This window comes from Actinosynnema pretiosum, from assembly GCF_024171695.1.
Taxonomy (GTDB): domain Bacteria; phylum Actinomycetota; class Actinomycetes; order Mycobacteriales; family Pseudonocardiaceae; genus Actinosynnema; species Actinosynnema pretiosum.
Window position 1 is genome coordinate 572,881 of record NZ_JAMTCF010000001.1, and the last position, 20,360, is coordinate 593,240.

Sequence of the window (20,360 nt, forward strand, 5' to 3'; positions counted from 1 at the left end):
ACTCTCCCGCACCGAGGGACTGCGGCGCGCGGCTGCTCGGTCCGCGCGCGCGCCGACCTCACCGGACTCCGGGGGACGACTTCACCATGGTCAAGATTGGCGCGCGCCCGCTGGCGCGTGGTTCGGCCGTGCTCGCGGCGGCCGTCTCGAAGTGCTGGTCACCGGCCGGACCAACTGGTGGCACGGACCGGGGACGGCCGCGTTCCGGGCTTACTCGATCGGGGAGAACGACGAGAGCAACAACCGGGCGTCGCAGCCGGTGCCGATCCTGGTGCCCGACGAGCACCGCTCCTCGGTCGAAGGCGTCCTGCGCATCGACCGGGACGGTGACAGGACGCCCGGCGCGGACGAGGTGCTGCCAGGGGGCCTGGTGTCGCTGTACGGCCCCACGCTGTCCCCGCCCGCGACGATCACCGACGCGAACGGCCGCTTCCGCTTCACCGACGTGCCCGCCGCCGTGCACGGCCTCGGGACGAACGGCAGGATCGGTGGCTGGCAGACGCCGGAGACGAAGATCGCGGTTCGCGCGGACACGCGGGTCGACCTGGTCGCCGTCCCCGGCTACGAGGAGCGGTTCGCCGCCGAGCTGGCGCTCACCTCGGGCGAGTACGCGCCCGGTGACCGGGCCGAGGCCGTGGCCACCCTGACCAACCTCACCGGGTCGGAGATGACCGGGGTCCGCGCGTACTGCCCGCAGGGGAGCGGGTCGCAGGCCACCGAGGTGGACCTCGGCGCTCTGGCGACCGGGGGCACGGGCGTGACGATCCCGGCTGGGGCGTCGCTGGCGTTCCCGATCACCGCCACGGTTCCCGCCGGGGCTCCCCGGTACGGGGCGGTGGTGCTGAGCTGCCAGTTCGGCCCCGGTGCGCGCCAGGACGAGCGGGTGGTCATCACCTTCGCCACGGCATCGGTGCCCGGTCCCCCCGGCAGCTGGTCCGGCACGTACTTCCACGACGCGAACTTCAACACCTTCGTGGACGCGGATGAGCTGGTGACCGGGTTGGCGGTCAGCCTGGTGTCGGAGCGCACCGGCGTGGTCGTGGCGAGCGGCGCCACCGACCTGGCGGGGCAGGTGGCCTTCGCGGACGTGCCCGCCGGGCTCTACCGGGTCGAGCTGGGCGGGCCGTGGGACACGATGACGAGCCCCGAGCACCACTACGTCGGCACCTGCGGCTGGGGTTGCAACGGCGGCAGCACGATCAAGGTCCACCCCCTGGGGTGACGGGTCCGGGGCGGGCCACCCGGTTTCCGGGTGGCCCGCCGTCGTCCGACCCGGTCAGCGCGTCGCGGCCAGCGGCAGTTGCAGCTCGGTCACCCAGTCGGCCCGGCGTTCGGGGGCCTCCAGGGTCACCTCGCGCGGGTAGCCGTCGGCGTGGTGGCCGTGGGCGTCGACCCAGCGCTCCAGCGCCTGCGCGGTGGGCACGACCTCGTCCATCGACCCCCGGTGCACGATCACCGCGGCGCGCTCGACGGCGGGCAGGTCGACCACCTCGAACCCGGCGTCGCCGCCCGCGCCCTCGGCGTTCGCGCTCCGGCCGAGGTCGGCGTCGGCGACGGGGAACGCGGCGTACGCGGTCACCGCGCCACCACCGGCGTCCGCGTAGAGCGCGATCCCCGGTCCTGCCAGGGGAATCCCGGCGTCGGAGAGGAGTTCGCACAACCGCTTGAACAGCGGGCTGACCACCGGCCCGATGTCCTCGGGCGCGTAGCTGCGCGAGATCGCGGACAGCCGCGCGACGCGCTGGGCGGGCAAGGACTTGATGACGACGTCGTGCTCGGGCATGTGCCCCTCGCTCTCGATGGACCGGAGCCTCACCTCGACGCGGGCCAGCCGCGCGGTCGCCTCGGCGACGACGGCCTCCAGCTCCGCGCGCCGCCCCCGCAGCATCTCCCGCAACCGGTCGACGCCGACCCGACCGTCCACGATCTCCTTGACCTGGTTCAACGTGAACCCCAGATCCTTGAGCGCGACGACCCGGTTGAGCAGGTCGAGCTGGTCGGCGGTGTAGTGGCGGTACCCGGTCGCGGGGTCGGTGCGGGCAGGGCGCAGCAGCCCGGTGGCGTCGTAGTGGCGCAGCATCCGGACCGAGACGCGCCCACGTCGGGCGAACTCTCCGATGGTCAACATGGCGCCACCGAGTCCAGTCCCTGACACGGTGTCAGAGTCAACCCGCCCACGACCGACCACGGCAGACCGCCCCCACCGACGCACCGCTCAGCTCGCGGTCGACGCACCGGTCCCGCGCAGCGAAACCCCAGCGCCCCAACCCAAGCGCTCCAACTCGGACACCCCAACCCAAGCGCCTCACCCCAGGTGCCTCGTCCCAAGCGCCTCACCCCAGGCGGCTCACCCCAAGCGGCTCACCCCAGGCGTCTCGTCCCGAACACTTCGCCCCAGGCAACTCGCCCAGCCCTGTCGACCGGGCCGCGCCCGCCCAGGCGTCCGCTCCGGACGTCCCACCCCCGCGAGCCTCAGTCCGCCGCGCGCTGCCCCTCCTCCCGCTCGACCCCTTCCTCGTCCACCACCACGGTCCGCACCCCGACCGCCTGGAACGGCTCCAGCGCGCCCGGCTCGGCCGCGACGTCGGTGACCAGCGTCCAGCCCGGTTCCAGCCGCGTCCACGCGTGGAACGGCTTGCGCCCCAGCTTGTCGGCGTGCGCCAGCACGTACACCGAGTCCGCCCGCCTGGCCATCAGCTCCTTCAACCTGGTCTGGTCAAGGTCGGCCTCGTTGATGCCCCGGTCGGCGGTCACCCCGTCCGCGCCCAGGAACGCCCGGTCGAAGGTCAGCCGCTCCAGCGAGGCCTCCGCGAGCGGTCCGACGAAGCCCTGCGACACGTGCCGCAGCGTCCCGCCGAGGCACTCCACGCGCACCTCGTCCACGTCGGCCAGCGCCTGCAGCGCGGTCAGGCCGGTGGTCACCACGGTGAGCGGCGGCGCGGCGGCGCGCAGCTCGTGGGCCAGCGCCCCGACCGTGGACCCGGCGTCGAGCAGCACCGTCTCACCGGGCGCGACCTGCCTGGCCGCCCACCGGGCGATGCCGCGCTTGGCCTGGTAGGCGTCCCCGACGCGCTGGCGGAGCGAGCTCTCCAGGTGCGTGGCCAGCGCGATGGCTCCGCCGTAGGTGCGGGCGAGCTTGCCGTCCGCGGTGAGCTGCGCCAGGTCGCGGCGGATCGTGGAGGCGGTGACGTCGAACTCGCCCGCCAGCTCCTCCACCGACGCCAGCCCGCTCGTGGTGGCCAGCTCCACGATCTGCGCGCGCCGCCACCTCGCCCCCCGGTGCTGGGGGTACTGGACGTCCCACGAGACCACGCCTGCCTCCTTCAGCTCGTGGCTGCCGCCGGGCTCGGCGACATCTGCGCCGCCTGGCGCAGCGCCTCGATCATGCTCCGCACGTCAACCTTCCCCGTTCCGGCGATGTCGAACGCGGTGCCGTGGTCGACCGAGGTGCGGATGACCGGCAGGCCCACGGTGATGTTCACCCCCGCCTCGATCCCCAGCACCTTGACCGGGCCGTGGCCCTGGTCGTGGTACATGGCCACCACCAGGTCGTAGTCACCGCGCCCCGCGACGAAGAACGCGGTGTCGGCGGGCACCGGGCCGCGCGCGTCGATGCCCGCCGCGCGCAGCGCCTCGATCGCGGGGGCGATCTTCTCCTCCTCCTCGCCGTAGCCGAACAGCCCGTTCTCGCCCGCGTGCGGGTTGATGCCGCACACGGCGATGCGCGGGTTGGGCACGCCCGCCCGCTCCAGCGCCTCGTGGCCCCGGCGGACGGTGCGCTCGACGAGACCGGGCTCGATGCGGTTGACCGCGTCGATCAGCCCGATGTGGGTGGTCACGTGGATGACCCGGACCTTGGGCGTGCTCAGCATCATCGACACCTCGGGCACGCCGCAGAAGTGCGCGAGCAGCTCGGTGTGGCCGGGGTAGCGGTGACCGGCGGCGTGCAGGGCCTCCTTGTTCAGCGGGGCGGTGCAGATGCCCTGGACCTCGCCCTTCATCGCCAGCTCGGCGGCGACCCTGATGTACTCGTAGGAGGCGTTGCCCGCGACCTCGGACAGCCGGCCCCACGGCAGGTCGGCGGGGAGCAGGCCGAGGTCGATGACGTTGATGCGGCCGGGGGTGAACTCGGCGTCGGAGACCTTCTCGACGGCGACGACGTCGGCGTCGAGCCCGAGGACCTCGGCGGCGGCGCGCAGCCGGGCGGCGTCGCCGACGACGACGGGTCGGCAGTCGTCGCGCGGCTCGACCAGCGCGCCGACGACGACCTCGGGACCGACCCCGGCGCCGTCGCCCATCGTGACGGCGATCAGCGGAGTGGTTGCGGTGCTGCTCATGGGTGTCGTGCCTTCCGTCGGGTGGTTCGCGCCGCCGCTCAGCGCGGCGGCGATGCGGATCAGCGAGTCCGGACCGCCGAAGCTGCCCGGACGGGTGACGACGAGCCGTTCGTCGTCGGCGAGGGCGAGGACGGCCCCGTGGTGCACGGAGCCGAGGGGGCGCAGGGAGCGCACGCCGAGCGCGTCGAGCACCCGCCGCGCGGTCTCGCCACCGGTCAGCGCGAGCGGGGTGGTGGTGCCGCGCACCGCGTCGGCGGCCACGCGGGCCAGCGCGACGGACAGCGCGCGGGAGCGGGCGGGGTCGACGGGCGCGTCGCGCGCGGGTCTGAGCACCACGGGTCCGAGGCGCAGCGCCTCGGCGACGGCGACGCGGAGGGCGTCGAGCGGGGAGGTCCCGTCGACCGCCGAGCCCTCGGCCTCCGAGCCCCCGGCCTCCGGGGTTGACCCGCGGGTGACAGCGCCGAGGGGGGCACCTGGTGCGGCGCTGTCACCCGCGGTGGCGACCGAGCCGGGCTCGACCGCGTCCACGTCGGCGCCACCACCGGCTCGGGTGTCGCCCGCCCGCTCGTCTCCGGGCTGGATTTCACCGAACCGGGTGTCACCGGTCAGGGGGTCAGGGTAAATGGCCCCGGTTGCCAGGTCCGCTGGATGGAGCAAGCGCTCGGTCACACCGGTCGCCACCAGCGCCCGCACCTGCGCGTCCGCGGCGGGTTCGGCGCTGCCGACCACGATCAGCGGGTGACTGCGCGTTCCGCGCAGCCGCGCCGCGCCACCTGCGGTTTCCCCCTCCGGGCCAGCGGCGCCGCAGCCCTCGACCGACCGCAACCACCGCCCGACCGCCGCGGCGATCCCACCGGACCCGGCCAACGCCACTCGATCAGGCGTGGCAGCCACCACCGCGTCCAGGTCCTCGTCGGTCTCCGCGTCGCACACCGGCACGACCCCGTCCGCGACCAGCGCGGCCAGCACCTCCCGCAGCCCGTCCGAGCGCACCACGTCCACCGGCACCACCCGCGTGACCAGCGGTTCCAGCGCCTCGGGCACCCCGGCGGGCGCCCGCGCGCCCTCGGTCGCCCACGCGGCCGACTCCCCCAGCGGCCTGCCGTCGACGAGCACCGCGCCGCCGCGCACGACCCGCCCCAGCGCGGGCAGCGCGGTCGCCACCACGACCGGTCCGACCGCCCCGACCAGCTCGGGCAGCGGCCCGCGCAGCAGCGAGTCCAGCTTCACGAGCACCCGCGCGCGAGGCGCGAGCGCGACGGCGGCACGCGCACGCGCGGACACCTCGGCCCCGGTCAGGTGCCTGGCGTCCAGATCGGTCACCGCGACCGGCCCGACCGGCGCCCCGGAGAGCACGAGCGCGGCGGCGCGATTGCGCGTTGTGAGCAGCGCGGCGACCTCCGCCGCGCCGGACAGGTCGTCCGCGAGCGCGTGGAGGAGCACCTCCTCCACGGCCCCGCCGACCGGATCGGCACTGTTCATCGCGTTACCGTCGTCTTCCCGTCGTCGTGGGCGGGCCCCGGTGGCCGCCCGTTCACAGAGTGGCACAAATTGCACGGAACGCGCTAGGTGCTTGCGCGGAACGCGCAGAAGTGCTTACCGTAGTGACCAGGGCAACACCGCCAGCCGCATTGAAGCGAGAGGTCGACGATGACCCCACCAGGACCCCGGCACGGGCACTCCCGCCGTTCGTTCCTGCGCCTAGGCGCCCTCGTCGGCGCGGGCGCGGCCCTCGGCCCCGCCCTGTCCGCCTGCGCGGGCCCCGCCGGGGCCGCCGGGCCGGGCACCCTGAGCCTCGCGCTGAACCGCTCGCTGGTGAGCCTGGACAACAAGCTGAACCAGTTCGACGCGGCGGTCACCGTGCAGCGCGCGGTGCGCCAGGCGCTGACCAGGATCGACGGGGACCTCGGCGTGGCGAACGTGCTGGCCGACCGCTTCGAGCTGACCACCCCCACGCAGTGGACCGTGCGCCTGCGCGAGGGGGTGCGCTACTCGGACGGCAGCCCGGTCGCGGTGGCCGACGTCGCGACCGCGCTGGAGCTGTACCAGCAGGTCCAGGGCTCGTTCCTGGCCGCGTTCTTCCCGGAGTGGCCGGTGCTGGAGCAGCGGGACGAGCGCACGTTCACGCTGGAGACCGAGCGCCCGTTCCCGGTGCTGGACTACCTGATGGCGAACATCCTGATCACGCCGTCGGCGGCCAACCGGGCGGAGGAGCTCCAGTCCGGCGTCGGCTCCGGCCCGTACGTGGTCACCGCGTCGAACCGGGGAACCGGGGACTACACCCTGCGCCGCAACGAGAACTACTGGGGCGCCCGCGCGCCGGTGGACGAGGTGCGGGTGCGGTTCGTGCCCGACGAGTCCAGCCGGGTGGTGTCGATCCGCTCGGGCGAGGTCGACGTCATCGACACGATCTCCCCTGACTCGGCCGACCAGCTCGCCGGTCTGCCCGGCGTGCGCGTCGAGTCGGTCGAGGGCACCCGCACCAACCAGCTGTTCTACAACTTCCGCAAGCCCGCCGACCACCCGCTGTCGAACCCGCTGGTGCGCGAGGCGCTGACCTACGCGATCGACCAGCGGGCGCTGGTGGAGGACGTGCTGGTCGGCTCGGTGCGGTCGGCGACGGGCGTGGTGTCGGCGACGCTGCGCGGCGCGACCGGCAAGCACGCGTACGCGCACGACCCGCGCAAGGCCAGGCAGATGCTGGACGCGGCGGGCGTGCGCGACCTGGAGCTGACCGTCATCTGGGAGTCCGGCGAGTTCGCGAGCGACGCGTTCGTGATGGAGGCGGTCACCCAGATGCTGGGCGAGGTGGGGGTGCGCACCAGGCTGCGCGAGTTCCAGCCGGGCGGTGAGATCTCCGCGTGGCGGCAGGGCAAGGCGGGCGACTGGGACGTGCTGGGCAACGGGTACGGCAACCCGACCGGCCTGGCGCTGACCAGCCTGCAGGGCATGTACGGCGGGACCGCCGCCAAGGAGGCCACCCGCGACACCTACCAGGGCTACGTCTTCCCGCACGTGGAGCAGTTGATCTCGGCGGCGTCGGCCGAGCCGGACGGCGCGCTGCGGGACGGGCTGCTGGAGCGGGCGCAGGACGCGATCTGGGACACCTGGCCGTGCCTGTGGGCGTTCGTGCCGAACGCGGTGCTGGCCAGGCGCGAGCGGGTGGGCGGCCTGGCGCTGGCGCCGAACAACTCCTACGACCTCAGCGCGACGAAGCTGGAGGGGTGACGTGTTCCGCTACCTGGCGCAGCGGCTCGGGCAGAGCCTGCTCACCCTCGGGTTGACCGTCAGCACGGTGTTCGTGCTGCTCAGGCTGGCCCCCGGCGATCCGGCGTACGCGTACGCCGGGCCGACCGCCACCACGGAGGAGCTGGACCGGATCAGGGAGCGGTTCGGCCTGGACGGGTCGCTGCTGGAGCAGTTCGGCGCGTTCCTGTCCGGGCTGGTCAGGGGCGACCTGGGCACCTCGTTCTCGTTCCAGGCGCCCGCGCTCGACGTGGTGCTCCAGCGGTTGCCGTACACCTTCACCCTGGCGCTGTCGGCGATCGCGGTGACCACGGTGGTCGCGGTGCCGCTGGGCGTGTGGATGGCGCGGCACGCGGGCAGCGCGCGCGAGTTCGGGGCGAACCTGACGACCGTGGCCGCCCAGTCGATGCCGGAGTTCTGGAGCGGCATCATGCTGCTCACGCTGTTCTCGGTGCTGGTGCCGGTGCTGCCCGCGTCCGGGTTCACCAGCTGGGGCGGCCTGGTGCTGCCGACGCTGACGATCGCGCTGCTCCAGGTGGCGCTGATCAGCCGGATGGTGAGCCGGGAGATGGGCGGGGCGATGGCCGCGCCGCACATCACGACGGCGCGCGGGCGTGGCCTGTCCGAGCGGGCGCTGACCTGGCGCTACGGCATGTCCAACTCGGCGATCCCGGTGCTGACCGCGCTGGGCACCCGGTTCGCGTCGATGCTCAACGGCGTGGTCGTGGTGGAGGTCGTGTTCGCCTGGCCGGGCGTCGGCTCACTGGTGGTGCGGGCGCTGGAGACCCGCGACTACCCGCTGATCCAGGCGACGGTGCTGGTCACCGCGACGGTGACGGTGCTGGTGCAGCTGCTGATCGACCTCGCCTACCCGCTGCTCGACCCGAGGGTCCGCCTGGCGAGGAAGGCGCCCGCCAGGCGCGTCTCCGGCACGGTCCACGTCAAGGAAGGAGCGACGGCATGACCGCCACCGCGCCAGCCCCGTCCGCCGCCGCCGAGCGGCCGAGCCGGGTGACCGAGGCGGACCTGCGCCGGGCGGGCGTGCGCCGCCGGGGTCGCAGCGCCCGCGTGAAGCTGTGGACGGGCGCGGTGTGCACGCTGCTCGTCGTGGTCCCGGTGCTGCTGGCCGGGGTGCTGCCGCTGCCGGGTCCGGACGTGCAGGACCTCGGGTCGCGGCGGTTGCCGCCGCTGACCGAGGGGCACCTGTTCGGCACCGACCAGATCGGTCGCGACGTGCTGTCGCGGGTGCTGCACGGTGGGCAGACGTCGCTGCTGATCGGTCTGCTCGCGGTGCTGGTGTCCGGGCTGATCGGGATCGCGCTGGGCTCGCTGGCCGGGTTCTTCCGGGGCTGGGTCGACGCGGTGGTGAGCAGGCTGCTGGAAGCGCAGATGTCGTTGCCGCTGCTGCTGATGCTGCTGCTGGTCGTGGCGCTGTTCGGGCCGTCGATCCCGGTGATCACGTTCGTGATCGCGATCGCGCAGTGGCCCGAGGTGGCGCGGTTGACCAGGTCGTTGGTGCTGGTGGAGCGGGGCAAGCCCTACGTGGCGGCGGCGACGGTGCTCGGCCTGCGCAAGGTGTCGATCCTGCTGCGGCACGTGGTGCCGAACGTGGTCAAGCAGGCCGCGCTCGTGGTGCTGCTGCTGCTCGCGCAGGCGGTGCTGCTGGAGAGCGCGCTGTCCTACCTGGGCGCCGGTCCCGAGCGGCCGTTCGCCACCTGGGGTCGGATCATCTCCGACGGTCAGGACTACATCACCACGTCGTGGTGGCTCGTCACGCTTCCGGGTCTGTTCATCGTGCTGCTGGTGGTGGGCGTGAACCTGCTCGGCGACGGTCTGCGCGACCGCACCGCCCGGTCGAAGAAGAAGGGGGCCTGAGGTGAGCGAGGACGGTGCGGCGACGCCGCTGCTGGACGTCGAGGACCTGCAGATCGAGATCATCACCGCGACGGGCGTGGTGCGCGCGGTGGACGGGGTGTCGTTCCGGGTGGACCGGGGCGAGACGGTGACGATCATCGGCGAGTCCGGGTCGGGCAAGTCGACCACGGCGATGGGCGTGCTGCGGCTGCTGCCCGACGACACGGTGGTGTCCGGGCGCGTGCGGTTGTCCGGGGTGGACGTGGTGGCCGACGCGTCGGCCGCGGCGCGGTTGCGGGGGCACGCGGTGGCGCTGGTGCCGCAGGACCCGATGACCGCGCTGTCGCCGGTGCACACGGTCGAGCGGCAGATGGGGGACGCGATCAAGGTCGCGGGCGGCACGTCGAACCGGGCGGAGCGGCGGGCGCGGGCGCTGGAGCTGCTGGAGGCGGTGCGCATCCCGAACCCGGCGGAGAAGCTGCGCTGCTACCCGCACCAGTTCTCCGGCGGGCAGTTGCAGCGGGTGCTGATCGCGATCGCGCTGGCCGGTGATCCGAGGCTGCTGGTGGCGGACGAGCCGACGTCCGCGCTGGACGTGACGGTGCAGGCGGGAATCCTCGACCTGCTGATGGAGCTTCAGGAGCGCACCGGGGTGGGCATCTTGATGATCACCCACGACCTGGGGGTGGCGCGGTTGGTGTCGGACCGCATCCACGTGATGAGCGGCGGGCGGTTCGTGGAGTCGGGGGCGGCGGCGCAGGTCGTGGACGAGCCGCGCGAGGAGTACACCAGGAACCTGCTGGCCGCGGTGCCCCGGTTGGGCGAGTTCGACGATCGTGGGACGGCGGGCGAGCGCGCGGGGCGGGTGGCAGGCGGGGGCTCCGGGGTCGACGCAGGCGGGGCTGCGCGCGGCGGGTCCGCCGAGAGCACCGAGAACACCGAGCGAGCCGGGAGCGCACGATGACGCCGCTGCTGTCCGTCGAGGACCTGGTCGTCGACTACGGCGGGTTGCGCGCCGTGGACGGCGTGAGCTTCTCCGTCGCCGCCGGGTCGACGCTGGCCGTGGTCGGCGAGTCCGGGTGCGGCAAGTCGACCGTGGCCAACGCGATCATGCGGTTGGTGACGCCGACGTCCGGGCGGGTCGTGCTGGAGGGCACCGACATCGCGCGGCTGCCCGAGCGGAAGCTGCGACCGCTGCGGCCGAGGTTCCAGATGGTGTTCCAGGACCCGTACGGGTCGCTCGACCCGCACCTGACCGCCGAGCGGATCGTGGCCGAGCCGCTGGGGCACCTGCCGCGCGCCGAGCGGGTGAAGGAGGCGGCGCGGCTGCTGGACCTGGTGCGGTTGCCGTCCGGGGTGGCCGAGCGGCGGCCGTCCGAGCTGTCCGGCGGGCAGCGGCAGCGGGTCGGCATCGCCCGCGCGATCGCGACCAGCCCGAAGCTGCTGGTGTGCGACGAGGCGACGTCCGCGCTGGACGTGAGCGTGCAGGCCACGGTGCTGAAGCTGCTCGCCGACCTGCAGGCCGAGCAGGGGCTGGCGTACGTGTTCATCTCGCACAACCTGGGCGTGGTGCGGGAGATCAGCCAGGAAGTGGTGGTGATGCGCGCGGGCCGGGTGGTGGAGTCCGGGCCCACCGCCCAGGTGCTGGCCTCGCCATCGCACGAGTACACGCGCGCGCTGCGCAGGGCGGCGCTCGATCCGACGACCATGCGCGGGGTCAAGCCGCGCGAGCACGTCCGCGCGGCGGGAGGAGCACGATGAGGCAGGCGGCGTTCGAGGTGCCGGGAGCTCCGGTGGCCCCGACGTGGTTGGTGCTGGGCACGATGACGTTCGGGGACACCGTCGACGCGGCGGGCGCGGCGGCGATGCTGGACGCGGCGCTGGACCTGGGGGTGTCCAGCGTGGACACCGCCAACGGGTACGCGGGCGGGGAGACCGAGCGCATCCTCGCGCCGCTGCTGCGCACCAGGCGCGACCGCGTGGTGCTGGCGACCAAGGCGGGCATCCCGCACCCGGACGCCGGTGAGCACGCGCCGCTGTCGGCGGCGGGGCTGCGGGCCTCGCTGGAGGGGTCGCTGCGCAGGCTGGGGGTGGACCGGGTCGACCTGTTCTACCTGCACCAACCGGACCGCGCGACGCCGCTGGAGGAGACGCTGGCGGCGGTGGCCGACGCGGTGGGGCGCGGGCAGGTCGGGGCGCTGGGGGTGTCGAACTTCGCGGCGTGGCAGATCAGCGAGGTGAACGCGGTCGCCGACCGGGTCGGGTGCCCCAGACCGGTGGTGGCGCAGCAGCTGTACAACCTGGTGGCGCGCAAGGTCGAGGCCGAGTACCTGGAGTTCGCGCGCGTCAGCGGGCTGGCCACGATGGTCTACAACCCGCTGGGCGGCGGGATGCTGACCGGCAGGCACTCCCCCGAGGGCGCGGGCGGCGGGCGGTTCGGCGACTCGCGGCTGGCGGCGATGTACCGGGAGCGGTACTGGCGGGACGACCTGTTCGCGGCGGTGTCCAGGCTCGCCGGGATCGCCGAGGGCACCGGGCTGTCGCTGGCGGAGCTGGCGCTGCGCTGGCTGGTGACGTCCCCGGACGTGGGGGCGCTGCTGCTGGGCGGTTCGAAGGTGGAGCACCTGCGGCAGAACGCGGCGGCGGTGGCGGCCGGGCCGCTGCCCGCCGACGTGGTGGCGGCGTGCGAGGAGGTGGGGGCCGAGCTGCACGGTCCGATGCCCGCTTACAACCGGTGAAACCGGTCGGTCGGCGGGCTGGACGACCGCTGATCACGCGCTGTTCCGCACTGCTGTCCGTTGCCCTGTTGTCGTGCTGTCGTGCTGTCGTGTTGCCCCGTTGTCGTGCTGAGGAGAGAACCTGTGTCCGATCCCCGTTTCACCTCTTTCGCCCGTGCGCTGCGCGCCCGTGAGCGCCGGTTGGGGTACTGGGTGGTGCTGGACAGCCCGGTGTCGACCGAGCGCGTGGCCCGCGCCGGGTGGGACTACGTGGCGCTCGACGCCCAGCACGGGCTGCTGGGGTACTCCGGCGTGCTGGCCGGGTTGACCGCGGTGGACGCGGCCGGTGGTCCGGTCGGGCTGGTCCGGGTCGAGGCCAACGACCCCACGTACATCGGCAAGGCGCTGGACGCCGGGGCGGGCGGGGTGATCGTGCCGCTGGTGGACGACGCCGAGGGCGCGGCGGCGGCGGTCGCGGCCACCCGGTACCCGCCGGTGGGCAGGCGCAGCTACGGGCCGATGCGGTCCGGGCTGCGGGTGGGCCCGGTGCCCGCCGAGGCGGACGCGGCGGTGGTGGTGCTGGCGATGATCGAGACGCCCAGCGGGTTGGCGAACATCGCGGAGATCTGCGCGACGCCGGGGCTGGACGGCGTGTACGTGGGCCCGTCCGACCTGTGCATCGCGGTGGGCGGCGCGTTCCCCGGCGACCCGGCGGTGGCCGAGCGGTTCGAGGCCGCGCTGGTGACCGTGCGGGAGACGGCGGCGGCGGCCGGGATCGCGGCGGGCATCCACACGCCGTCCGGCGCCCAGGCGGCGCGGCGGTTGGCGGAGGGGTACACGTTCGCGACGGTGGCCTCGGACCTGGTGCACCTGGAGCAGGCGGCGGCGAACCACCTGAAGGAGGCGCGTGGGGACAACAGCTGAGCACAGCTGAACAGCCGGACGGGCTGGGCGGGCGGCTGGCCGGGCGGGCGGGCTGGGTGGGCGGCTGGCCAGGCGGTCTGGCTGGCCCGGCGGACCGGGACACCTCAGGTGGGGCTGGCTTGGCCTGGCCTGTGGTGGCCGGTCCGGTCGGGGGTTTGCGCCTGGTTCAGGTGGTCAGGTCCGGGTCAGCGGGATGTGGGGGCGGCTCCCGGAGTGGCGTTGGGTGGGGTGCCGTTGGTCGGAGGTGTTCCGGTGCCCGGCGGGGTGTTGCCGCCGCCTCCGCCCGGCGGGGTGTTGCCGCCGCCTGGTGGGGTGCCACCGCCCGGTGGGGTGCCACCGCCCGTGGGTTCGGTGCGGGTGTCCACTCTCGCTTGCAGGGTCACCCGGTAGCCGCTCGTCGTGCTGCCGGTGACCGTGGCCAGCTGTGACTCGCCGCCGTCGTCGCCGAACACGTTGTCGGTGTCCAGGGTCAGCTCGGCCAGGTTCGGCGCCGACTTCTCGTAGCCCGCTCCCGCGTACACGGTGTCGCACACGCCCTTCGGGAGGGCCACCTGGGAGGTCGCGATGGCGTTCGCCGAGTCGGTGATGCTCGCCTGGTCCGGGTAGACTTCGAAGTGGACGTGCGGCCACCTGCCGGTGTAGCAGGCCGGGAAGACGCTGGTGAAGGTCACCTTGCCCTCGGCGTCCGCGATCTGCACGCCGCGCAGGTAGTTCTCGTCCTCCAAGCCCTCGCTGTACATCGAGTAGCCGCCCGCGCGGTCGCAGTGCCAGACGTACACCGCGACGCCCTCGAACGGGACGTCACCACCCGCGATGTCCACGATGGACAGCTCCAGGGTCATCGGGACGCCCTCTGCCACCGCGCTGCCGGTGCCGAAGCTGGAGCGGATGTCCGAGCGGATGATCCCCGACTGCTCCAGCACGTCCGGGCCGTTCGAGCCGTCGCCGGGGTACGGGCCCGCCGTCTCGTCCGGGATCTCGCCCGTGGCAGGCGCGGTCGTCGTGGTGGCGCCGGTCGTGGCCGCCGTCCCCGCCGCGCCGCAGGCGGTCAGGCCCGCGAACACCGCGCCCACGCCGAAGATCCGCAGTGCGCGGCGGCGGTCCAGCAGGGTGGCCACGTCGAAGCTCAGGCCCTGGTCCACCAGCTCCTCGTGCGGGCGGGGCAGGCGGCGGCCCTGGTAGGTCTGCTCGTCGTCTCGCATGGGGTCCACCCTGGTCGGGCGGGCTGTGCGTGGTCTGTGCGACGGCTGTGGAACCGCTGGACGAGCGGAGCGCTCAGCCCGCGACGTGCCTCAGCGCCGACAGGAGCACGTCCGACAGCGGGCGGTCCGGGTTCTCGATCCAGTGCTGGGTCGCCGCCCTCAGCGTGGTCAGGAACGCCGCCGACAGGACTCGGGCGCGCAGCGCCGACTCGGGGTCGTCGGCGGGCATCCGGGACGCCAGCTCGTCGGCCAGCTCCCGCTCCACGGCGCTGTGCGCGGCGACTTGGTGCACCACCAGGCTCGGGTGGCCGCGCACGAGCCTGCGCTGCGCCACCAGCGCCGGGTCGAGGCCGTCCAGCTCCGCCGAGAAGGCACGGGCCGCGTCGAACAGGGCCATGCGCACCGGCACGTCCGGCGACTGGGCGCGCAGCAGGTCCACGATCGCGCGCAGCCTGGCCCGGTGGCCGTGGAAGATCGCTTCTTCCTTGTTCGCGAAGTAGTTCGAGAACGTCCGGCGCGACACCGAGGCGGCGTCGGCGATGGCCTCGACGGTGAGCCGTTCGAGGCCGTGCTCGATCGCCAGCCTGAGGGCGGCCTCGTGCAGGGCCTGGCGCGTGGCGGCCTTCTTGCGCTCGCGCAGCCCGACGGTGGTGTCCAGATCGACCGTGGTGTCCATTTCGGCGTCCAGGGTAGCCGCAGTCACACAAACTTCCCAATGAGCAAACTTGCACAATGCGCAAGTTGCCCTGATACTTGTATGGGGCAACCACTCAGGGAGGGCTCATCGTGGACGCCAACCCGCGCCACTCCGAGATGCAGGACCGCATCCAGGACCTCATGAAGACCGTGCGGATGCTCAAGCAGTCGCACGCCGAGCGGGCCACCGGCGTCCCGACCGGGCTCATCACGACGCTCAAGCTGATCAGCAAGATCAGCGACGACCTGTCCGGCTGCCACGCCAAGCAGCTCGCACACCAGGCCGCGCTCGACCCGTCGACGGTCAGCCGCGCGGTCGCCGCGCTGGTCAACCAGGGACTGGTCGAGCGCCAGGCCGACCCCGGCGACGGGCGGGCCAGCATCCTGGTCGTCACGCCCGCCGGGCAGGAGGCGCTGGACCGCGCGCGCCGCTGGTACGAGGACCTGATGGACCGGGCGCTCGCCGGGTGGACCCCCCAAGAACTCGACGCGTTCAACGACGCGCTGGAGCGCTTGAACGCAGACGTAGCAGGAGCCATCGGCTCCCCGAGCACAGCACTGGAGGACGCGCGATGAGCGCACCCGCCACCACGGCGGACACCCGGACCCACCAACCGGGCGAACCGATGAACCACCGGCAGATCATGGAGGCGCTCAGCGGCCTGCTGCTCGTCCTGTTCGTCGCCATGCTCAGCGGCACGGTGGTCTCCACCGCGCTGCCGCAGATCATCGGCGCGCTGGAGGGGACGCAGACCCAGTACACCTGGGTGGTCACCGCGACCCTGCTGACCGCCACCGCGAGCACCCCGATCTGGGGCAAGCTGGCGGACCTGTTCAACAAGAAGACGCTCGTCCAGTCGGCGATCGTGCTGTTCATCATCGGCTCGGTGATCAGCGGTTTCGCGCAGAGCGCCGGTCAGCTGATCGCCGCCCGCGCGTTCCAGGGCATCGGCGTCGGCGGCCTCCAGGCGCTGGTGCAGGTGGTCATCGCCGCGATGATCCCGCCGCGCGAGCGGGGCCGGTACAACGGCTACCTGGGCGGCGTGATGGCGCTGGCCACGGTCGGCGGCCCGCTGCTCGGCGGCCTGATCGTGGACACCTCGTGGCTGGGCTGGCGCTGGTGCTTCTTCGTCGGCGTGCCGGTCGCCGTGGTGGCGCTGCTGGTGCTCCAGGCGACGTTGAAGGTGCAGACCGCGCGCCGGGAGAACGTCAAGATCGACTACCTGGGCGCCGGGCTGATCGCGGCGGGCGTGAGCGTGCTGCTGATCTGGATCTCGTTCGTGGACAGCTCGTTCGACTGGATCTCCTGGCAGTCCGGCGCGATGGTCGGCGGCTCGGTCCTGCTGCTGGGCCTGGCCGTGCTGGTCGAGCACAAGGCGTCCGAGCCGGTGGTCCCGCCGAAGATCGTGAAGGACCGCACGACGGCGCTCGCGATCCTGGCGAGCCTCGCGGTGGGCATGGCGATGTTCGGCGGCGCGGTGTTCCTCGGCCAGTACTTCCAGATCGGCCGGGGCTACTCCCCCACCGAGGCCGGACTGCTGACCATCCCGATGATGGCGGGCGTGCTGGGCGCGTCGATCATCTCCGGGCGCATGATCACCCGCAGCGGCAACGTGAAGCCGTACATCGTCACCGGCGCCGTGGTGCTGGTGATCGGGTTCCTGGCGCTGGGCACGATCGACCACCAGACCTCGCTGGTCCTGGTCGGCGCGGCGATGCTGCTGGTCGGCACGGGCGTCGGCATGTCGATGCAGAACCTGGTGCTGGCGGTGCAGAACACCGTGCAGCTCAAGGACATCGGCGCGGCCAGCTCGACGATCGCGTTCTTCCGCTCGCTCGGCGGCACGATCGGCGTGTCGGTGCTGGGCGCGGTGCTGGCCAGGCAGGTCAGCGAGCAGATCACCCGCGACCTGACCGCGGCGGGCGTGCCCGCGTCGGCGTCGGGGAGCGCCGGGGGCAGCCTGAACATCTCGGCGCTGCCGGGGCCGATCCAGGAGATCGTGCGCGCGGCGTACGGGGACGCGACCGGGCACATCTTCCTGATCGCGGCGGCGATCGGCGTGGTGGGCGTGATCGCGGCGGCGATGCTGAAGCCGGCGAAGCTGCGCTCCAGCCTGGACCTGGGCGAGCCCGCGACGGCCGTGGCGCCGGAGGCGGCGCTCCAGGGCGAGGCCGTGGTCGACGGTCACGTGGCCGGCGACGAGCCGCTGACGAAGTCGCGGCGGTAGTTCGGACGGAGGCGAAGGCCCCCGCGCCCAACCGGGTGCGGGGGCCTTCGCGCGTTCCGGGGCCTAGCGGGCGAACTCCACCGTCACCTCGACCTCGACCGGCGCGCCCAGGGGCAGGACCGGGACGCCCACGGCGCTTCGGGCGTGCCTGCCCGCCGGGCCGAAGATCAGGGCGAACAGCTCGCTCGCGCCGTCCAGCACGGCGTCCTGGTCGGTGAAGCCGGGGGCCGAGGCGACGTAGCCGACGACCCGCACCACCTGCACCACGCGGTCGAGGCCGACCGCCGCGTCCACCGCCGCGAGGGCGGACAGGGCGCACTGGCGGCTCAGGCGGGTGGCCTCGTCCAGGTCGACCTCGCGGCCCACCAGGCCGGTCGCGACGACCTCGCCGTCGATCATGGGGACCTGGCCCGCCGCGTGCACCAGGTTTCCCGAGGGCACGGCTGGGACGTAGTTGCCCTTGGGCGGGTTGACCAGCGGCAGGACGAGGTCGAGCCGGGCAAGGCGGTCGAAGATCATCGCGGCGCCCCTGGGTTTTCGGCCATCAGGGGGCGACGCTACCGCATCCGGGGCGGCTTTCCCCCTGATCGGCGGGCGGTGATCCGCGCGGGGGATCCGGAGCGCGCGGGGCTGGGCCTGTTGCCGGAGCGGGGTGAGGTCGAGCGGCGGTTCCGGGTGGGCGCGGCGCCGCCCCGAACCGCGTGAGCGCGGTCGGGGCGGCACCGGAGCTAGAGCGTCAGCGGCTAGATCGGCAGCACCGCCGGGAAGCGGTCCCACACGCGGTGCTCGGCCAGCAGGTCCACGACGCCGCCCAGGACCGCGCTCGGGCTGTCGCCGGTCACCACGCCGACCGCGTCCACCGGCACGCCCGCCGCCTCCAGGGCCGCCACGCCACCGCCCCACGCGCCGATCGCCTTCGCGTGCCGGAACGCCTCCTGGAGCAGCAGCGACACCCTCGGGTCGACCGCCGCGCCGGACGGGGCGCCCGCCTTCGCGTCGCGCGCGGGCAGCGCGTCCGGCGCGGGCGGCGGGGCCGTGGCCAGCAGGACGGCGTCGAACTCGACCGAGCGGGCGGTCAGGAACGTGCGCTGGGCGACCAGGCCCTCCCCGATCGGGCCGCCGTGCGGGGCGATCAGCAGCGGCACCATGCCCGCCGCGCCCACCTCCGCCACCACCGTGCGCGCGCCCTCGTGGTCGGCCGGGTCGACGACGACGCCGACGAGCCTGCCCTCCACCGGCCAGGAGCCGCCGATCTGGGACAGCGCCGGGCTCGGGTCGACGTCGCGCGCCGGGCTCTCCGCCTCCGGCGCGGGCAGCCCGAGGCCGGTGGCGACCTGCTCGCACAGCACCGGGTCCACGTTGGCCAGCACCTTGAGCTGCCGCTCCTTGATGGCCTGCTCGTAGCACTTGCCCAGCTCGAACGTGAACGCCCGCACCACGTGCTCGCGCTCCAGCGCCGTCAGGCTGCGCCAGAACAGCCTCGGCTGGGTGTAGTGGTCGGCGTACGAGGCGGGCGACTCGCGCACCTTGCGACCCGCCTCCACCGCCTGCGGGAACTCCACGAACGCGCTCATGTCCGCGCCCGCCTTGAACGGGCAGCCGCCGTCGAGCGTGTTCGGCTTGTACGGCGCCACCCCGCCGTGCACGGCGTGCTGGTGGAACCCGTCGCGGAGCATGTCGTTGACCGGGGCGTGCGGGCGGTTGATCGGGATCTGGCCGAAGTTCGGACCGCCGAGCCTGGTCAGCTGGGTGTCCAGGTAGGAGAACAGCCTGGCCTGGAGCAGCGGGTCGTCGGTGACGTCGATGCCGGGCACCAGGTGGCCGACGTGGAACGCCACCTGCTCGCTCTCCGCGAAGAAGTTGGTGGGGTTGCGGTTGAGCACGAGCGTGCCGACGGGCGTGACCGGGGCCAGCTCCTCGGGCACGATCTTGGTCGAGTCGAGCAGGTCGATGCCCTCGAACGTCTGGTCCGGGGTGTCCGGGAAGACCTGGATGCCCAGCTCCCACTGCGGGTACGCGCCGGACTCGATCGAGTCGTACAGGTCCCGCCGGTGGAAGTCCGGGTCGATCCCGTTGATCAGCTGCGCCTCCTCCCACAGCAGGGAGTGCACGCCCGCCTTCGGCTTCCAGTGGAACTTCGCCAGCGACGTGCCGCCCTCGGCGTTGACCAGCCGGAAGGTGTGGACGCCGAAGCCCTCCATCGTCCGGTACGAGCGCGGGACCGCCCGGTCGGACATCTGCCACATGACGTGGTGGGTGGCCTCGGTGTGCAGGGACACGAAGTCCCAGAACGTGTCGTGCGCGCTCTGCGCCTGCGGGATCTCCCGGTCCGGGTGCGGCTTGGCCGCGTGGACGACGTCCGGGAACTTGATGCCGTCCTGGATGAAGAACACCGGGATGTTGTTGCCCACCAGGTCGAACGTGCCCTCGGCGGTGTAGAACTTCGTCGCGAACCCGCGGGTGTCGCGGACGGTGTCGGCGGAGCCGCGCGAGCCGACCACGGTGGAGAAGCGGGTGAACACCGGGGTGCGCACGCCCTCCGCGAGGAACCCGGCCTTGCACACGGCGGCGGCGGTGCCGTGGCCGATGAACACCCCGTGCGCGCCCGCGCCGCGCGCGTGGACCACGCGCTCCGGGATGCGCTCGTGGTCGAAGTGCATGATCTTCTCGCGCAGGTGGTGGTCCTGGAGCAGCGTCGGGCCGCGCACGCCCGCCTTGAGCGAGTGGTCGGTGTCCGGCAGCCGCAGGCCCTGCGAGGTGGTCAGGTGGGCGCCCTGCTGGGAGTTCAGCTGCGGGGACGCGCCGGTGTCCGCGCCCGTGGGGGTGACGTGCGCGGGGGCGCCCTGGTCCGGCTTGGGGGGCAGCGGCTCGCGCGGCTCGGTGGGCTCGGCGAGGTCGGGCGGGGCCGACGAGGGCGCTCCGGGGACCGTGGGCGAAGTCGCCTGGGTGACCTTCTCCACGGCCTTCTCCAGCGCGTCCTTCACCACCTGAGCGGGTTTCCTGGCTTCCACGTGTCCTCCTCGACGATCGGGCCCGGCGGTGGTCCCAGCGCGAGTACCCGTGGAAGAGCGGTCCACGCATCGATCACCGGATCGTTTCCACTGACCCGGATGGAGCAATGTCCACGTCCTTTCGGAGGTGTTCGACCGGCGCAAT

The 20,360-nt window shown here is 73.4% G+C and carries 17 protein-coding genes; 10 read left to right on the forward strand and 7 right to left on the reverse strand.

Features of this window, described 5'->3' with window-relative positions; genetic code table 11:
* The first annotated feature begins 151 nt into the window (after positions 1-151).
* Positions 152-1,222, forward strand: a complete 1,071-nt coding sequence (locus LV78_RS02175; protein ID WP_253842912.1) for a hypothetical protein — start codon at positions 152-154, stop codon at positions 1,220-1,222.
* Positions 1,223-1,276: 54 nt separating this feature from the next.
* Here LV78_RS02175 and LV78_RS02180 read toward each other — a convergent pair whose 3' ends face one another.
* From LV78_RS02180 to pdxA, 3 genes are all read right to left on the reverse strand, one after another.
* Positions 1,277-2,128: a MerR family transcriptional regulator gene (locus LV78_RS02180; protein WP_253842914.1), complete on the reverse strand. Its 852-nt coding sequence runs from the start codon at positions 2,126-2,128 to the stop codon at positions 1,277-1,279.
* A 344-nt stretch (positions 2,129-2,472) separates the two neighbouring features.
* The gene (locus LV78_RS02185) at positions 2,473-3,312 is read right to left on the reverse strand and encodes a DeoR/GlpR family DNA-binding transcription regulator (RefSeq protein WP_253842916.1); all 840 of its coding nucleotides are present in this window, start codon (positions 3,310-3,312) and stop codon (positions 2,473-2,475) included.
* Positions 3,313-3,323: 11 nt separating this feature from the next.
* On the reverse strand, positions 3,324-5,819 hold the full coding sequence (pdxA, locus tag LV78_RS02190) for a 4-hydroxythreonine-4-phosphate dehydrogenase PdxA (protein WP_253842917.1): 2,496 nt from the start codon (positions 5,817-5,819) through the stop codon (positions 3,324-3,326).
* A 168-nt stretch (positions 5,820-5,987) separates the two neighbouring features.
* On the opposite strand from pdxA, the gene LV78_RS02195 reads away from it, so the two are divergent.
* From LV78_RS02195 to LV78_RS02225, 7 genes are all read left to right on the forward strand, one after another.
* On the forward strand, positions 5,988-7,565 hold the full coding sequence (locus LV78_RS02195; RefSeq protein WP_253842918.1) for an ABC transporter substrate-binding protein: 1,578 nt from the start codon (positions 5,988-5,990) through the stop codon (positions 7,563-7,565).
* A gap of 1 nt (position 7,566) precedes the next feature.
* Entirely contained in the window at positions 7,567-8,547 is a 981-nt protein-coding gene (locus tag LV78_RS02200) for an ABC transporter permease (RefSeq protein ID WP_253842919.1), read from the forward strand.
* Positions 8,544-9,458 carry an ABC transporter permease gene (locus tag LV78_RS02205; protein ID WP_253842922.1) on the forward strand — a complete coding sequence of 305 codons (915 nt, stop codon included), beginning with the start codon at positions 8,544-8,546 and terminating at the stop codon, positions 9,456-9,458. Before LV78_RS02200 ends, LV78_RS02205 begins: the two co-directional genes overlap by 4 nt.
* Before the next feature lies 1 nt (position 9,459).
* The gene (locus tag LV78_RS02210) at positions 9,460-10,401 is read left to right on the forward strand and encodes an ABC transporter ATP-binding protein (RefSeq protein ID WP_253842923.1); all 942 of its coding nucleotides are present in this window, start codon (positions 9,460-9,462) and stop codon (positions 10,399-10,401) included.
* A complete protein-coding gene (locus LV78_RS02215; protein ID WP_253842925.1) occupies positions 10,398-11,198 on the forward strand; it encodes an ATP-binding cassette domain-containing protein in 801 nt (266 codons plus the stop codon). The genes LV78_RS02210 and LV78_RS02215 overlap by 4 nt, the downstream gene beginning before the upstream one ends.
* Positions 11,195-12,175, forward strand: a complete 981-nt coding sequence (locus LV78_RS02220; RefSeq protein WP_253842927.1) for an aldo/keto reductase — start codon at positions 11,195-11,197, stop codon at positions 12,173-12,175. Before LV78_RS02215 ends, LV78_RS02220 begins: the two co-directional genes overlap by 4 nt.
* 123 nt (positions 12,176-12,298) lie before the next feature.
* Entirely contained in the window at positions 12,299-13,078 is a 780-nt protein-coding gene (locus tag LV78_RS02225; protein WP_253842928.1) for an HpcH/HpaI aldolase family protein, read from the forward strand.
* Between the two features lie 185 nt (positions 13,079-13,263).
* On the opposite strand, the gene LV78_RS02235 is transcribed toward LV78_RS02225, so the two are convergent.
* Positions 13,264-14,280: an intradiol ring-cleavage dioxygenase gene (locus LV78_RS02235; RefSeq protein ID WP_253842929.1), complete on the reverse strand. Its 1,017-nt coding sequence runs from the start codon at positions 14,278-14,280 to the stop codon at positions 13,264-13,266.
* Between the two features lie 73 nt (positions 14,281-14,353).
* The gene (locus LV78_RS02240) at positions 14,354-14,956 is read right to left on the reverse strand and encodes a TetR/AcrR family transcriptional regulator (RefSeq protein WP_253842931.1); all 603 of its coding nucleotides are present in this window, start codon (positions 14,954-14,956) and stop codon (positions 14,354-14,356) included.
* A gap of 110 nt (positions 14,957-15,066) precedes the next feature.
* On the opposite strand from LV78_RS02240, the gene LV78_RS02245 reads away from it, so the two are divergent.
* On the forward strand, positions 15,067-15,552 hold the full coding sequence (locus LV78_RS02245) for a MarR family winged helix-turn-helix transcriptional regulator (protein WP_253842932.1): 486 nt from the start codon (positions 15,067-15,069) through the stop codon (positions 15,550-15,552).
* On the forward strand, positions 15,549-17,204 hold the full coding sequence (locus tag LV78_RS02250) for an MDR family MFS transporter (RefSeq protein WP_253842934.1): 1,656 nt from the start codon (positions 15,549-15,551) through the stop codon (positions 17,202-17,204). The genes LV78_RS02245 and LV78_RS02250 overlap by 4 nt, the downstream gene beginning before the upstream one ends.
* 63 nt (positions 17,205-17,267) lie before the next feature.
* Here the strand turns inward: LV78_RS02250 and LV78_RS02255 are convergent, their stop codons facing one another.
* Together LV78_RS02255 and LV78_RS02260 are read right to left on the reverse strand one after the other, a co-directional pair.
* On the reverse strand, positions 17,268-17,723 hold the full coding sequence (locus LV78_RS02255; RefSeq protein WP_253842936.1) for a RidA family protein: 456 nt from the start codon (positions 17,721-17,723) through the stop codon (positions 17,268-17,270).
* A gap of 224 nt (positions 17,724-17,947) precedes the next feature.
* Positions 17,948-20,215 (reverse strand): catalase, encoded by a 2,268-nt coding sequence (locus LV78_RS02260; RefSeq protein WP_253842937.1) that lies wholly within the window; start codon positions 20,213-20,215, stop codon positions 17,948-17,950.
* Positions 20,216-20,360: the final 145 nt, after the last annotated feature.